We start from the raw sequence: 15,545 nt of genomic DNA on the forward strand, positions 1-15,545 counted from the left end.
TAATGTCGGGGCGTGGGGATGACGTTCGGTGAGCTGCTGCGGGCGCACCGGTTGCGGGTGCGGCTGACCCAGGAGGAGCTGGCGGAGGGCTCCGGGGTGAGCGTGCGGGCGATCAGCGACATGGAACGCGGTCGGGCCAGGGGTCCTCAGCGGCGCACGGTGGAGGCGCTGGCGGGGGTGCTGGCGTTGGCCGGGCCGGAGGTCCGGGAGCTGTTGGACGCGGCCAAGGAGGGTCGGGCGCGGCGTGCGCCGTCGTCGGCCGGGTCGTCGCCGGCGCCGTCGGCGCTGCCGCCGGACGTGGCGGACCTGACGGGGCGCGAGAGCGAGCTGGCCGCGTTGGCGGAGGTCGCCGAGCGGGCGCGGGCGGGTGCGACGTCGCTGGTGGTGGTGCACGGGCCGCCGGGTGCGGGGAAGACGGCGCTGGCGGTGCGGGCGGCGTACCGGCTGGCGTCGTGGTTCGCGGACGGGTGCTTCTTCTTCAACCTGCGTGGCATGGACGTGCGGCCGGTGCACCCGTCGGAGGTGGTGCACCGGATGCTGTTGGCGCTGGGCGTGGCGGAGAAGGAGGTCCCGGGGAGCGAGGCGGAGCGCTCGGACCTGTACCGGTCGCGGTTGCGGGAGCGGTCGACGTTGTTGGTGCTGGACAACGCTTCCGACGAGGCGCAGGTGCGTCCGCTGTTGGCGACCGGGGCGGGGTCGTTGGTGGTGGTGACGTCGCGGTTGGTGCTCGGCGGGTTGGAGGCGGGGGCGCGGCTGGGGTTGGACGTGCTGGACCCGGGTGAGTCGTTCGACCTGCTGGGCGCGATCGCGGGACGGGCGCGGGTGGGCGCGGAGCCGGTGGCGGCGGCGCGGGTGGCGAAGCTGTGCGGGCACCTGCCGCTGGCGCTGCGGATCGCGGGGAACCGGCTGGCGAGCCGTCCGAAGTGGACGATCGGGCACCTGGCGGGGCAGCTGGTGGACGAGCGGCGTCGGCTGTCGGCGTTGACGGCGGGCGACCTGCGGGTGCGGACGGCGTTCGAGATGTCGTACCGGCAGCTGGGCGAGGGGGCCGCGGTGTTGTTCCGGCGGCTGTCGCTGGCGCCGGGCGGTGACTTCGGGCCGGACCTGGCGGCGGTGCTGGCCGACGTGGACCGGTTCGCGGCCGAGGAGACGTTGGAGGAACTGGTCGACATGAGCCTGCTGGACACCGCGGAGGTGCCCGGCCGGTACGTGTTCCACGACCTGATCCGGGTGTTCGCGGGTGAGCGGTTGGCGGACGAGGAGCCGGCGCCGGCGGTGGGGGCGGCGCGGCGGCGGATGGTGGACTGGCTGCTGGGCACGGCGGCCGCGGCGGCGGGGTTCTTCGGCCCGGACGCGCGGACGGCGCCGGCGGGCGGGTTGGGTGGTCCGGAGGAGGCGGACGCCTGGCTGGCCGCGGAGACGGCGAACTGGTTGGGCGCGTTGCGGTGGGCGGGTGGCGCGGGGCTGCACGCGGAGGTGCTGCGGGTCGCGACGGCCATGCACTGGTACTCCGACCAGCGTGGACGTGGTGAGACGTGGGCGGAGGTGTTCACGGCCGGTGTGGCGGCGGCGCGCGCGGTGGGGAGCGTGCGGGACGAGGCCGTGCAGCTGAACTTCCTGACGTGGACGTTGGCGGTGCTGTCGCGCCGGCACGCGGACGCGTTGGCGTTGCACGAGGAGGCGTGGCGGGCGGCGGTGGCGGCGGGCGACGTCACGGAGCAGGGTTGGGCGCTGCACTACCGGTCGGTGTCGGAGTTGCGGACGGGGCGGTTGGAGGAGGCCCAGGTCAGCGCGCGGCGGGCGCAGGAGCTGTTCCGGGTGGCCGGTTTCCCGTTGGGCGAGCAGATCTCGTTGTCGTGCCTGGCGTTGGTGCTGGACGCGTTGGAGCGGTACGAGGACTCGGTGGTGGTGCACCGGGAGCTGGTGGACAACGTGCGGTCGGGCCGGTTGGCGGTGGCGCCGGTGATGGCGGCCGAGATGACGGCGACGTTGCTGGTGCGGACGGCGGACACGCTGGTGCGGTTGGCGCGGTGGCCGGAGGTGTTGGCGGCGGCGGACGACGCGCTGGAGCTGTTGCGGGGCGCGCCCGCGCCGCCGAGCCTGTGCGACGCCCGGTACCTGCGGGGTCTGGCGCTGCACCGGCTGGGTGACGCGGCGGGCGCGCGGGTGGAGCTGGGGCTGGCGGCCGGGTTGGCGGGTGAGAACCGGCACGGGCGGCTGGTGGCGGTGCTGGGCGCGTTGGCGGACGTGCACGACGACCTCGGCGACCCGGTCGCGGCCGGGAGGTGCCGGGACCGGGTCGCCGCACTGGGGTCAGCCGATCGGTGATGCGTTCCTAGCCATCGCCGGGGTCCTTCCATGCCGCGCTCACTGGGGGTGGCCCCAGTCAACCGGCCGCTTGGGGGCGGCACCACGCAGAAGTACCGGCAGAAGTACGCGCGGTGCCCCGTTCCGCGTCACCGGCTCGGTGCGGGGTTACCCGACGACGGCGAGCGCGTCGATCTCCACCAGCAGGCCGGCGGGCAGGCCGACGTAGACGGTGGTGCGGGCGGGGAAGGGCTCGTCGGTGACGAACTCGCCGTAGGCGGCGTTCATCTCGGCGAAGTGCGCGGTGTCGGTGAGGTAGACGCGCAGCATCACGACGTCGGCGAGGGACGCGCCGCCCGCCTCCAGCACGGCGACGACGTTGCGCAGGGCCTGCCGGGTCTGCTCGGCGACGGTGTCGCCGACGACGGCGCCGGTGGCCGGGTCGAACGCGACCTGGCCCGCCACCTGCAGGATCGGGCCCTTGCGGACGCCTTGGGAGAACGCGGCCACGGGGGTGGGCGCGGCGGTGGTGCTGATCTCGGTCTTGGACATGTGCTTCCTCTCGGGTGCCGGCTCGCGCCGGCGGTTCAGTCGCGCGGCGACCAGCCGCACTCGACGGACGCGGCTCGCGCGGTCGCGAGCAGGTCGGGCAGGTGGCCGAGCAGGCCGTCGAAGTCCAGCAGGACCTTGGGCACGGACAGGGAGACGGCGGCGACGACCTCGCCGCGCGCGCCGCGGATGGGTGCGGCGACGCAGTGGATGAAGTCCTCGTGCTCGGCGTTGTCGACGGCGTAGCCGGCGGAGCGGACGCGGTCCAGCTCGGCGAGGTAGGCGTCGGGGGTGGTGATGGTGTTGGCGGTCAGCGGCACGTAGTCGATGGTGTGGGCGACCTCGCGGCGGCGTGGTTCGGGCAGGTCGGCGAGGAGGATCTTGGCGACGGCGGTGCAGTGCAGGGGGGCGCGCCTGCCGATGCGGGAGTACATGCGCATCGGGTGGGTGCTGTCGTACTTGTCGATGTAGATGACCTCGCCGTCCTCGTAGGACGCGAGGTGGACGGTGTAGCCGGTGCGGGCGTTGAGCTCGCGGAGGGCGTTCTCGGCGCTGCGCCGGACGTCGCGTTCTTCGAGGGCCCGGTTGGCGAGGTCGAAGAGGGCGGTGCCGAGCCGGTAGTGGTGGACGCCTTCGCGTTGCACGAACCGGTGGGACTCCAGGGTGCGCAGGAGCCGCATGGTGGTCGACTTGTGCACCTCGATGACGCCGGACAGCTCGTCCAGGGTCTTGGGTCCGGTGGCCAGTTCACCGACCAGGGTCAGCGCCCGGTCCAGGCTTTGGCTCATCGACGTCTCCTCAGGTGTGCGGCGGCCCACGTGTCCGAGTCGGCGTCCAGCAGTGGCACGGTGACCGCGGACGGCAGCGACTCGCCGACATCCTCCCTGGTGAGCAGTGCGGCGGCGGCTTGGAGGTGCCCGGCGCGCAGTCGGCGGGCCGGTGGCGCGCCCGCGAGGTGGGCGGCGAGGTAGCCGGCGGCGAACGCGTCGCCCGCGCCGACGGGCTCGACGACGTCGACGCGCAGGCCGGGTTGGAACGTCGTGGCGCCGTCCTCGACGACGGTGGCGCCGCGTGCGCCGTGCTTGACGACGAGCGTCGACGGTCCGGGCAGGAGGGCGCGGAGTTCGGCGGGGTCGCCGGCGCCCCAGACGGCCTGGGCCTCGTCGGAGCCGGCGAGCACGATGTCGGCGGCGTCGGCGAGGGCGCGCAGGACGGACGGGTCGCGGTGGCGCCACAGGGCGGGCCGCCAGTTGAGGTCGAACGACACGGGCACGGGGCGCGGTCGGCGGAGGACGGCGCGGAGCAGGTCGAGGCAGCTGTCGGACAGGGCGGCGGTGATGCCGCTGACGTGCAGCAGCTCCACGTCGTCGAGGTTCAGGCGGTCCAGCGTGGCCGGTCCCATGGCGGACGCCGCCGAGCCGTGCCGGTAGTAGCGCACGGGGCTGCCGGCGGCGTCGGCTTCCTTGACGTAGAGGCCGGTCGGCCGGTCGGGGTCGACGTGGACGCCGGTGACGTCGACGCCCGCGCCGCCGACGGCGTCGAGGACCGCGCCGCCGAACGCGTCGTCGCCGACGGCGCCGACCCACCGGCTGCGGACGCCGAGGCGGGCGAGGTGGACGGCCACGTTGGACTCGGCGCCGCCGATGGTCCGCGTCCAGGTGCGGGCCGCGCGCACGGGGCCGGGTTCGGCCGGCACGAGCACGGCCATCGTCTCGCCCAGGCACACCACGCCGCCCGGTAGGTCGAACCGCATCCGTGCTCCTCCGGACTCGCTCGTTGACGGGACGGCGACCGAATGTTACACACGTCTGCATCACATCGCGCAATAGCCGTTGCAGTATGTGCAACGTGAGGAGCGGAGAACGTGGACCTCGACGCTGTGGCCGCCATCCGGGACGAGCGGGTCGACTGGCGGTTCAAGGGCCTGCCCGCCGACGTGTTCGGCGCGACGATCGGCGACGTGGCCGACCGCCGGCTCGACCTGTTCGCCGACGGTTTCGTCGGCCCGCTGGTCGTGCTCGACGCGGCCGCGCTGGAGCACAACCTCGCCACCATGGCCCGCTGGTGCGCCGACCGCGGCGTGCTGCTCGCCCCGCACGGCAAGACGACCATGGCCCCGCAGCTGTTCGCCCGCCAGTTGGCGCACGGCGCGTGGGGCATCACCGCGGCCAACACGAGCCAGCTGCGCGTCTACCGGGCGTTCGGGGTGTCGCGCGTGCTGCTGGCCAACCAGCTCGTGGACCCGGCGGGGTTGCGGTGGCTGGCGCGCGAACTCGCCGCCGATGACACGTTCGAGTTCACCTGTTGGGTGGATTCCGTGGCGGGCGTGGAGCGCATGGCGGAGGCCTTGGGCGACGTGGAGCGCCCGGTGGACGTGCTGGTCGAGCTGGGGGCGCCCGGCGGGCGGACCGGTGCGCGCGACCTGGCCACGGCGTTGGAGGTCGCCCGTGCGGCGGCGGACAGCCCGGCGCTGCGGCTGGCCGGCGTCGGCGGGTACGAGGGCGCGTTGGCGCACGACGCCTCCCCGGCCGCGCGGTCCGTGGTGGACGGTTACCTGTCGTCGTTGCGGGAGCTGGCGATCGGGTTGCGGAACCGGTACGAGGTGGCCGAGCCGATCGTCACGGCGGGTGGCAGCGCGTACTTCGACCAGGTGGCCGCGAAGCTCACCGAACCGTGGCCGTTCCCGGTGCGGCCGGTGCTGCGCAGCGGCGCGTACATCACCCACGACGACGGGTTCTACCGCGGGATCTCGCCCCTGGGCCGCACTCCCGGCGCGGAACCGTTCCGCGGCGCGCTGCGGGCCTGGGCTCAGGTCACGTCACGGCCGCAGCCCGACCTGGCGCTGCTGACGCTCGGCAAGCGGGACGCGTCGTTCGACGAGGGCCTGCCCGAACCGCAGGTCGTCCGCGGCCGTGACGGCGTGGAGCGCCCGCTGCGCGCCGAGGTCACCGCGCTCAACGACCAGCACGCGTTCGTGAGGCTGTCCGGCGACGACGTGGAGGTCGGCGACTGGGTCGGCCTCGGCCTGTCCCACCCGTGCACGGTGTTCGACAAGTGGCCGCTGATCCCCGTGGTCGAGGGCACCACCGTGGTCGACCTGGTCCGCACGTACTTCTGACATCCGGGAAAGGACGGCGGCGTGGACATCGTCTTCAGGGGCGCACGGGTGGTCGACGGCACCGGCGCGCCCGCCCACCGGGCCGACGTGGGCGTGCGCGACGGGCGGATCGCCGAGATCGGCGACCGGGTCGACGGCCGGCGCGTAGTCGACGCCGACGGCCGGGTGCTCGCGCCCGGGTTCATCGACATGCACTCCCACTCCGACCTGCAGGTGCTGGCCGACCCGGCGCACCTGGCGAAGGTCACCCAGGGCGTCACCACCGAAGTCCTGGGCCAGGACGGCCTGTCGTACGCGCCCGTGGACGACGAGGTGCTGGCCGCGCTGCGCGCCCAGCTGGCCGGGTGGAACGACGACCCGCCGGGGTTCGACTGGGACTGGCGCACGGTCGGCGAGTACCTCGACCGGCTCGACCGGGGCATCGCCGTCAACGCCGCGTACCTCGTGCCGCAGGGCACGCTGCGGATGCTCTGCGTCGGCTACGACGACCGCCCCGCCACCGACGCCGAGCTGGACCGGATGCGCCGGCTGCTGGCCGACTCGCTGCGGGAGGGCGCGGCCGGCATGTCGTCCGGCCTCACCTACACGCCCGGCATGTACGCCGACACGGCCGAGCTGACCGAGCTGTGCCGGGTGGTCGGCGAGCTGGGCGGGTTCTACAGCCCGCACCACCGCAGCTACGGCGCCGGCGCGCTGGAGGCGTACGCGGAGATGGTGCGGGTGTCGCGCGACTCGGGCTGCCCGCTGCACCTCGCGCACGCCACGATGAACTTCGAGGTCAACCGGGGCCGGGCGGGCGAGCTGCTGGCGCTGCTGGACGACGCGATCGCGGCGGGCGCGGACATCACCCTCGACACGTACCCGTACCTGCCGGGCGCGACGTACCTGTCCGCGCTGCTGCCGAGCTGGACCGGCGAGGGCGGCCCGGACGCGACGCTGGCCCGTCTGTCCGATGTGGACATCCGGGAACGCGTCCGGGTCGAGATCGAGGAGACCGGCTCGGACGGCTGCCACGGCGTGCCGGTGGACTGGGACGCCATCGAGGTCAACGGCGTCCGCGAGGCGGAGAACGCGCACCTGGTCGGGCTGTCCGTGGCCGAGGCCGCGCGCCGGGCCGGGCGTCCGCCCGCCGAGCTGTACTTCGACGTGCTGATCTCCGAGCGGCTCGGCACGTCGTGCCTCATGCACGTCGGCCACGAGGACAACGTCCAGGCGATCATGCGGCACCCCGCGCACACCGGCGGCAGCGACGGGCTGCTCGTCGGCGACCGGCCGCACCCGCGCGCCTGGGGCACGTTCCCCCGCTACCTCGCCCGGTACGTGCGCGAACTGGGCGTGCTCGGGCTGGAGGAGTGCGTGCACCACCTCACCGGACGGGCGGCGCGCCGGCTTCGGCTGGCCGACCGCGGGCTCGTCCGCGAGGGCTGCGCCGCCGACCTGGTGCTGTTCGACCCGGACACCGTCGCCGACACCGCGACGTTCGACGAACCCCGGCAGGCCGCCGCGGGCATCACCCACGTCGTCGTCAACGGCGTTCCCGTGATCGACGACGGCCGGCGCACCGACGCCCTGCCCGGCCGTTCCCTGCGACCCCACCGGAGCCGCGCGTGATCGACTGGCTGCAGCACACGACCGGAGGGCTGCTGACGCTGTCCGCGCTCAGCATCGCCCTCCTCCTCGCGATGATCATCAGGTGGAAGGTCGAGCCGTTCATCGCGCTGCTCGTCGTCGGCCTGCTCGTGGCGCTCGCCGCCGGCCTGCCCGTGGAGACGCTGGTCGGCTCCGCGCAGAAGGCGTCCGACTCGCTCGTGGAGAAGGGGTTCGGCGGCATCCTCGGCCACGTCGCGGCGATCATCGGCCTCGGCACGCTCCTCGGCGCGATCCTGGAGGCCTCGGGCGGCGCGGAGGTGCTGACCCGGTCGCTGCTGCGGGCGTTCGGCGAGGGCCGCGCGCCGCTCGCGATGGGCCTCGCCGGGTTGATCTTCGGCGTGCCGGTGTTCTTCGACATCGGCATCTTCGTCCTCGCGCCCCTGGTGTACGTCGCCGCGAAGCGCAGCGGCAAGTCGATCGTCCTGTACGCGATGCCGTTGCTGGCGGGCCTGTCCGTGATGCACGCGTTCATGCCGCCGCACCCCGGCCCCGTCGCCGCGGCCGGGCTCCTCGGCGTCGAGCTGGGCTGGATCATCGTCATGGCGCCGGCCGTGGCGCTCCCGTCGTGGTTCATCGGCGGTGTCCTGTACTCGGCGTGGATCGGCAAGCGGCTCGACGTGCCCGTGCCGGAGGAGATGCTGGCCGCCGCGGAGAAGGCGCGGGCCGAGGCGGCGACGAAGGGCGAGCCGCCGCTGGGCCTGGTGCTCGGCATCATCGCCGTGCCGCTGGTGCTCATCCTGGCGGGCACGTTCGGCAGCATCCTGCTGCCCAAGGGCTCCACCCTGCTGGGCGTGTTCACGTTCTTCGGCACACCCGCCGTGGCGTTGACGATCGCCGTGCTGGTCGCCGTCTGGCTGCTCGGGTTCCGCCGCGGCATGACGCGGGAGCAGGTGACCGAGCTGTCCGGCGCGTCGCTGCGGCCGGTGGCGATGATCCTGCTCGTCGTCGGCGCCGGCGGGTTCTTCGGCGCGGTGCTGGCCGCGACCGGCGTCGGCAAGGTGCTCGCCACGTCCCTGGCCGACGTCGGGCTGCCCGTGATCGCGCTGTCGTACGTGATCAGCTGCGGCATGCGCGTCGCGCAGGGCTCGGCGACGGTGGCGATCGTGACCACGACCGGCATCGTCGCGCCGGTCGTGGCCGACCTGGACTACTCGCAGCCGCGGCTCGCGCTGCTCGTCATGTCGATCGCGGCGGGCTCGATCATCGCGTCGCACGTCAACGACGGCGGGTTCTGGATCGTGTCCCGCTACTTCGGCCTGTCGGTGAAGGAGACGCTCCAGACGTGGACCGTGCTGGAGACGATCCTGTCGGTGGTCGGGTTCGTGGTGGCCGCGCTGCTGAGCCTGGTGGTCTGACCCGGCGGTGCCCCGTGCGGGATCGGGCGCCGCTCTCCACCACCTCTCGCCCCCGGGACGACTCAGTACCGACGGCCGTAGTCCTCCATCCTGCGTGAGGCCCGTTCCACGGCGTCCGCGGTGCTTCTCATGAGCGCCAGGTCGTCTCGGAGACCGCCCAGCTTCCCGAGGGCGACCGACAGCTCCGACACGGTGTCCTGCGCCGCGTTCAGCTTCGCCACGGCGTTGACGATGGAGGCGGCGCGGTCTTCGAGCCCGCGCAGACCGTCGGCGGCCCTGTTGAGCGATCCCGCGTTCTCTTCCAGGTGGCGCAACTGATCCGCCGCGCGGGCGAGCGCGTACACCGCGTCGACGTCGAGCGCGGAACGACGACCCTCCCTCGCCTTCACCTCGTCACGGAGTTCCCTGAGCAGTCCGGCCGCCTCGGCGTCCGAGCGCTCCAGCCGGTCGAGGGTCCGCTTGATGTCCTCGTCGCGTTCCCTGGTCGCGGTGGCGATCATGTCCTGGAGCCTGTCCTCGGTGAGGTCCCGCAACCCGCGAAGGGCCTGGAAGCGACCGCTCTCGCGGATCTCCTTCCACTCCTGCAACGTCTCCGCCGGGTACTTCTCCTCGCCGCCCTTCTCGTCGACCGCCTGGTGGTGCGGAACGCAGAGGAAGATCAGGTTGTCGAAGGACTTCCGGACCGCGGGGTCCATGTCCGGCACGTAGCGCTGCCCGTCCGGCTTCGCCGCCCGGATGTGGGCGATCTGCAGGGCGATGCGGAACTTGCCGTCATCGGTGCGCGTCAACAACGGCTCGGTGCAGGTCGGCCAGTAGCACTTCCCCGCACCCAGGAGGATCAAGGCCGCTCGGTCACCACGGGAGTAGGTGTGATCACTGTCTGCCACGAATCGCACCTTACGGGCCCACCGCGCGAAGCTGACCGCAAAACCGCGAAGGCGGTGGTGGGACCAGCGCTCGCGCACCTCGGACTAGTCGTTGCCCGCCGCCGCCCGGAACCCGGCCAAGTAGGTGCGCAGGCCGCGCTGCCCGCTGCGCATCATCAGCTCGTGGTTCGCCTTGAGCAGGGGCCGGCCGACGAGCGCGAGCCGTCGCAGCAACGGCTTGCGCACCGTCACCTCCTGGTCGTAGACGAGCCGCGACCCGGCGCCGTCGGGGAAGATGCGCCAGCTCACCGTGCCGTCGAGGTCGCCGACCAGGTCCGCGCGCAGCAGCCCGGCGTCCGGCTCCTTGGCGTTGTGGTGGGCCTGGAAGACCAGGTCGTAGGGCAGCACCGACCGGCACCGCAGCTCGGCCGCGTTCTCGGCCACCTGGCGGGCGTCACGCACCTCACGCCACCAGTGCGGGTAGTTGCCGAGGTCGGCGAGCACGTCGAAGGTCCGCTCCGGCGTGCTGTCCACCGACCAGACGCTGCGGAAGCGGTACGAGTTCAGCGGCATGACGACATGGTCACCCACGCGGAGCGGCCTGACCACCCACCCGCGCACCCCACCTGCGGCACACCCACCACTCGACCGGCCACCATCCGACCGGCCACCATCCGACCGGCCACCGCCACCGCTACCGCCAACCGACCGCCGCCAGCCGACCCTCCGCTGACTTACCGCCAGGCAGCTCGACGGGTCAGCCGACCGCGGCCTGGGCGGGCAGCACCTCGCGCAGGAACTGGCCCGTGTAGCTGTCCGCGACCTCCGCCACCTGCTCCGGCGTGCCCTCGGCCACCACCATGCCGCCACCGGACCCGCCCTCGGGCCCCATGTCGACCAGCCAGTCCGACACCTTGATCACGTCCAGGTTGTGCTCGATCACGATCACCGTGTTGCCCTTGTCGACCAACCCGTTGATCACCCCGAGCAGCTTGCGGATGTCCTCGAAGTGCAACCCCGTCGTCGGCTCGTCCAGGATGTACACGGTCTTGCCGGTCGACCGCTTCTGCAGCTCGGACGCGAGCTTCACCCGCTGCGCCTCGCCACCGGACAGCGTGGGCGCGGACTGGCCCAGCCGCACGTACCCCAGGCCGACGTCGACCAGCGTCCGCAGGTGCCGGTGGATCGCGTTGATCGGCTCGAAGAACGAGGCGGCCTCCTCGATCGGCATGTCGAGCACCTCGGCGATCGTCTTGCCCTTGTAGTGCACTTCCAGCGTCTCGCGGTTGTACCGGGCGCCCTTGCACACCTCGCACGGCACGTACACGTCCGGCAGGAAGTTCATCTCGATCTTGATCGTGCCGTCGCCCGCGCACGCCTCGCAGCGCCCGCCCTTGACGTTGAACGAGAACCGCCCCGGCTGGTAGCCGCGCACCTTCGCCTCGGTGGTCGCCGCGAACAGCTTGCGGACGTGGTCGAACACGCCCGTGTACGTCGCCGGGTTCGACCGCGGCGTGCGGCCGATCGGGGACTGGTCGACCCGCACCAGCTTGTCGACCTGCTCCAGCCCGCGCACGCGGGTGTGCCGGCCCGGCACCTGCCGCGCGCCGTTCAGCTTGTTCGCCAGCACGGTCGCCAGGATGTCGTTGACCAGCGTCGACTTGCCCGAACCGGAGACGCCCGTCACGGACACGAGGCAGCCGAGCGGGAACGACACGTCGATGCCGCGCAGGTTGTGCTCCCGCGCCCCGACGACGGTCAGCTGCCGCTTCTTGTCGACCTTGCGGCGGCCGGCGGGCACCGGGATCTCCTTGCGACCCGACAGGTAGGCGCCGGTGATCGACTCCTTGTTCTTCAGCAGCGCCTGGTACGGGCCGCTGTGGACGACCTTGCCGCCGTGCTCGCCCGCGCCGGGGCCGATGTCGACCACCCAGTCGGACGTGCGGATGGTGTCCTCGTCGTGCTCGACCACGATCAGCGTGTTGCCCAGGTCGCGCAGCCGCGTCAGCGTCTCGATCAGCCGGTGGTTGTCGCGCTGGTGCAGGCCGATGGACGGCTCGTCCAGCACGTACAGGACGCCGACGAGGCCGGAGCCGATCTGCGTCGCCAACCTGATCCGCTGCGCCTCACCACCCGACAGCGTGCCGGACGCCCGGTCGAGCGACAGGTAGTTGAGGCCGACGTCGAGCAGGAAGTGCAGCCGGGCCTGGATCTCCTTCAGCACCGCGCCCGCGATCATCGCCTCGCGCTTGGCGAGCTTCAGCCCGTCGAGGAACTCGGAGCACTCCGCCACCGACATGGCGCACACCTCGGCGATGGACTTGTCGCCCTTGCGCCCGTGGTGCAGCGTGACGGCCAGGATCTCCGGCTTGAGGCGGGTGCCCTGGCACGTGGGGCACGGCACCTCCCGCATGTAGCCCTCGTACTTCTCCCGCATGTACTCGGACTCGGTCTGCTCCTGGCGGCGCTCCAGGAACGGGATCACGCCCTCGAAGTTGGCGTAGTACGAGCGCTCGCGGCCGTAGCGGTTCTTGTAGCGGACGTTGACCTGCTCGTCGACGCCGTGCAGCACGGCCTTCTGCGCGCGGGCGGGCAGCTGCCGCCACGGCGTGTCCATCCGGAACCCGATCGCGAGGCCCAGCGATTCCAGCAGCCGGGTGAAGTACTCGGCGGTCTGCCCGGTCGCCCACGGCGCGATCGCGCCCTCGGCCAGCGACAGCTCGTCGTCCGGGACGACCAGCTCCGGGTCGACTTCCTTGCGCACGCCGATGCCGGTGCACGCGGGGCACGCGCCGTAGGGCGAGTTGAACGAGAACGACCGGGGCTCCAGGTCCTCGATCGCGAGCGGGTGGCCGTTCGGGCAGGCCAGGTTCTCGGAGAAGCCGCGCACCCGGCCCGGGTCGCTCTCCGGCACGTCGACGAACTCGAGCTCGACCAGGCCGTCGGCCAGGCGCAGCGCGGTCTCCACCGAGTCGGTCAGCCGCTGCTTGGCGCTCGCCTTCACGCTCAGCCGGTCGATCACGACCGCGATGTCGTGCTTCTCCTGCTTCTTCAGCTTGGGCACCTCGCCCAGCGCGTACACGACGCCGTCGACCTTGGCGCGCGAGTAGCCCTGGGACTGGAGGGTGGAGAACAGGTCGACGTACTCGCCCTTGCGGCCCCGGATGACGGGCGCGAGCACCTGGAACTTGGTGCCCGCCTCCATGGCGAGGACCTGGTCCACGATCTGCTGCGGCGTCTGCTTGGAGATCGCCTCGCCGCACGTGGGGCAGTGCGCCTTGCCGGCGCGCGCGTAGAGCAGGCGCAGGTAGTCGTAGACCTCGGTGATGGTGCCCACGGTGGACCGCGGGTTGCGGCTGGTGGACTTCTGGTCGATCGACACGGCGGGCGACAGGCCCTCGATGAAGTCGACGTCCGGTTTGTCCATCTGGCCGAGGAACTGCCGCGCGTACGCCGACAGCGACTCCACGTAGCGGCGCTGGCCCTCGGCGAAGATCGTGTCGAAGGCGAGGCTGGACTTGCCCGAGCCGGACAGCCCGGTGAACACGATGAGGCTGTCCCTCGGCAGGTCGAGGTCCACCCCTCGCAGGTTGTGCTCGCGCGCCCCGCGAACGACAAGCCGGTCGGCCACAACGGTTCCCTTCGGTTCTTGACCTTTCCCCGAACAGACGTTCGAAAAGCGTATCGGACCACGGGTGTCAGCCCTGTCGGGGGAGGCGACAACCATGCTAAGTGCGACCACCGACAAAAACCGCGAGCGGCACTTCCACGATCGTGCGCCAACGGCTCTACCGGTCGGTAGTGAACGCCCCTACGCTGGGGTGATAGGCCGTTCGGCCGCAACCGCCGGGATGAGGTGCCCATGAGCTTCGCTGATGCCGCCCAGGTCCGATCCGCCCAGACGAGCGTACCCGCGCCCCGCGAGCAGTCGGCCGCGGTCCAGGACGCGGTCGCCGGGCTCGCCGAGGTCGAACGGGCCACGGAGGCTCTGTACGAGGTCGTCGCGGGCCTTGACCTGCGGGCCTTGCGCGGTCCGAGCCTCCTGCCCGGCTGGAGCCGGGCGCACGTCGTGACGCACCTCGCACGCAACGCCGACGCCCTCGTCAACCTGCTGACGTGGGCGAAGACGGGCGTCGAGCACCAGATGTACCCGAGCACGGCGGACCGCGACGCGGACATCGCCGAGGGCGCGGGCCGGCTCCCGCAGCTGCTCCGGGCCGACCTGGACGCGGCGTGCCAGCGGTTCGCCGCGGCCGCCCGCGACCTGCCGCCGACGGCGTGGGAGGCGGAGGTCGCGCACCCGCACAGCGGGGTGCTCCTGGCGCACCGCGTGCCGTGGCTGCGGCTGCGCGAGGTGTGGTTCCACCTGGTCGACCTCGACGGCGGCACGGGGTTCGAGGACCTGCCCGAGGAGCTGCTGGAGCACTTCCTGGACGACGCCGTGGGCCAGTACGCGGACCGTCCGGACGTGCCGCCGGCACGCGTCGAGGCCACGTTCCCGGACGGCCGTCAGCGCAGCTGGGCGCTCACCGCGGACAGCGGCGCGTCCCCGGTCGTGAGCGGCGCGGCGGCGGACGTGCTGGCGTGGGTGACCGGCCGCCACAGCGGCGCGCGGCTGAAGGGTACGGCGCCCACGCTGCCCAAGTGGCTCTGAGCGGAGTGCAGGCGGGCCGTCAGCAGCAGGCCCACCAACGCAGGGCGGCGGCTCGTGGTGAGCACGCGGTGCGCGGGCCGTTCGACGTACTTGGTGAGCAGCCAGCCCAGGACCACGGCCGCGCCGGTGAACGCCGCCAGCTGCGCCCAGGGGCCGAGGGCCGCGACGCGCAGCATCACGACGTAGCCGATCTGCTGGTGGACCAGGTAGACGCCGTAGGAGATGCCCGCCAGCCACTTGATCGGCCGGGTGAGGGCGCGCACGGGCGCGATGTCCCAGTCGCGCCCGCCCGCGGCGGCGCACACGCCGATCAGCGCCACGCCCAGGCCGACGGTCGACTCGAAGTCCCCGGTGTGCCCGGACTGCGCCATCAGAGCCGCCGTGAGCAGCGCGAACAGGTGCCGGTCGCCGAGCCGTCCCCGCGACCACAGCCAGATGCCGACGCCGATCGCGAACAGCTGCGCGCGGTGCATGCCGAGGCCGTTGAAGAGGGTCTGGAGGACGCCCGGGTCGGCCGCCGCGTCGCGCAGCGCCACCGGCACGACGACCAGCGCCCACAGCCCGACCTTGAGCGCGCGGCCGCGGAGGCGCGACGCGAGCAGGGCGCCCGCCACGAACCCGGTGACCTGCACGGGCAACGTCCAGTACGAGAAGTCGACCACGTGGACGTCCGGGAACCAGTTCTGCAGCATGAGGACGTTGAACAGCAGGTCCCGCGGGCCCATCGGGCTCCAGCCCTCCGGCGCGGCGTAGCGGAGGAACGTGTACGTGAACGTGGCGGCCACCACGTACGCGGGGACCAGCCGGGCCAGGCGGTTGCGCAGGAACCGCGCCGGTTCGCCCTTCGCCAGCGACGCGCACGCGAAGAAGGCGGAGATCACCACCAGTGTGCTCGCGCCGAACTCGAGGCTGAAGACGAACGCGGCGGAACCGAGCTCGGAGTGGGCGGACGGCCCCGCGTGGGTGGCGTGCTGCAGGAGCACGCACAGCACGGCGGCGATGCGCAGGACGTCCCAGTTGATCCGGCGTTGGGTAGGCACGAGGTG

Annotated in this window: 11 protein-coding genes and 1 pseudogene; 5 read left to right on the forward strand and 7 right to left on the reverse strand. The window is 72.6% G+C overall.

Annotated elements, in window-relative coordinates; genetic code table 11:
• Positions 1-18 precede the first annotated feature (18 nt).
• Entirely contained in the window at positions 19-2,328 is a 2,310-nt protein-coding gene (locus ACRAKH_RS25490; RefSeq protein ID WP_447009986.1) for an ATP-binding protein, read from the forward strand.
• Between the two features lie 147 nt (positions 2,329-2,475).
• Here the strand turns inward: ACRAKH_RS25490 and ACRAKH_RS25495 are convergent, their stop codons facing one another.
• From ACRAKH_RS25495 to ACRAKH_RS25505, 3 genes are read right to left on the reverse strand one after another with little or no spacing between them, the layout of a single operon-like run.
• On the reverse strand, positions 2,476-2,859 hold the full coding sequence (locus tag ACRAKH_RS25495) for a RidA family protein (RefSeq protein WP_380722507.1): 384 nt from the start codon (positions 2,857-2,859) through the stop codon (positions 2,476-2,478).
• A 35-nt stretch (positions 2,860-2,894) separates the two neighbouring features.
• The gene (locus ACRAKH_RS25500; protein WP_380722505.1) at positions 2,895-3,644 is read right to left on the reverse strand and encodes an IclR family transcriptional regulator; all 750 of its coding nucleotides are present in this window, start codon (positions 3,642-3,644) and stop codon (positions 2,895-2,897) included.
• On the reverse strand, positions 3,641-4,609 hold the full coding sequence (locus tag ACRAKH_RS25505; protein ID WP_447009341.1) for a sugar kinase: 969 nt from the start codon (positions 4,607-4,609) through the stop codon (positions 3,641-3,643). The genes ACRAKH_RS25500 and ACRAKH_RS25505 overlap by 4 nt, the downstream gene beginning before the upstream one ends.
• Before the next feature lie 111 nt (positions 4,610-4,720).
• Here ACRAKH_RS25505 and ACRAKH_RS25510 point away from each other — a divergent pair, with 111 nt between their 5' ends.
• The 3 genes from ACRAKH_RS25510 to ACRAKH_RS25520 are packed head-to-tail and all read left to right on the forward strand — an operon-like array spanning position 4,721 to position 8,979.
• Positions 4,721-5,974 (forward strand): amino acid deaminase, encoded by a 1,254-nt coding sequence (locus ACRAKH_RS25510; RefSeq protein ID WP_380722501.1) that lies wholly within the window; start codon positions 4,721-4,723, stop codon positions 5,972-5,974.
• Between the two features lie 21 nt (positions 5,975-5,995).
• Entirely contained in the window at positions 5,996-7,585 is a 1,590-nt protein-coding gene (locus ACRAKH_RS25515; RefSeq protein WP_380722499.1) for an N-acyl-D-amino-acid deacylase family protein, read from the forward strand.
• Positions 7,582-8,979, forward strand: a complete 1,398-nt coding sequence (locus ACRAKH_RS25520; protein ID WP_380722497.1) for a GntP family permease — start codon at positions 7,582-7,584, stop codon at positions 8,977-8,979. Before ACRAKH_RS25515 ends, ACRAKH_RS25520 begins: the two co-directional genes overlap by 4 nt.
• 62 nt (positions 8,980-9,041) lie before the next feature.
• On the opposite strand, the gene ACRAKH_RS25525 is transcribed toward ACRAKH_RS25520, so the two are convergent.
• From ACRAKH_RS25525 to uvrA, 3 genes are all read right to left on the reverse strand, one after another.
• The gene (locus ACRAKH_RS25525; RefSeq protein ID WP_380722495.1) at positions 9,042-9,866 is read right to left on the reverse strand and encodes a hypothetical protein; all 825 of its coding nucleotides are present in this window, start codon (positions 9,864-9,866) and stop codon (positions 9,042-9,044) included.
• Between the two features lie 84 nt (positions 9,867-9,950).
• A complete protein-coding gene (locus tag ACRAKH_RS25530) occupies positions 9,951-10,418 on the reverse strand; it encodes an SRPBCC family protein (RefSeq protein WP_380722493.1) in 468 nt (155 codons plus the stop codon).
• Between the two features lie 184 nt (positions 10,419-10,602).
• Entirely contained in the window at positions 10,603-13,476 is a 2,874-nt protein-coding gene (uvrA, locus tag ACRAKH_RS25535; protein ID WP_380722491.1) for an excinuclease ABC subunit UvrA, read from the reverse strand.
• Positions 13,477-13,707: 231 nt separating this feature from the next.
• On the opposite strand from uvrA, the gene ACRAKH_RS25540 reads away from it, so the two are divergent.
• Positions 13,708-14,499, forward strand: coding sequence for a maleylpyruvate isomerase family mycothiol-dependent enzyme (locus ACRAKH_RS25540; RefSeq protein WP_447009342.1), 792 nt, complete (start codon positions 13,708-13,710; stop codon positions 14,497-14,499).
• 104 nt (positions 14,500-14,603) lie between these two features.
• Here the strand turns inward: ACRAKH_RS25540 and ACRAKH_RS25545 are convergent.
• Positions 14,604-15,539: pseudogene (locus ACRAKH_RS25545) on the reverse strand (acyltransferase family protein); the annotation flags it as partial.
• Positions 15,540-15,545 lie beyond the last annotated feature (6 nt).

Source organism: Saccharothrix hoggarensis (assembly GCF_052936025.1).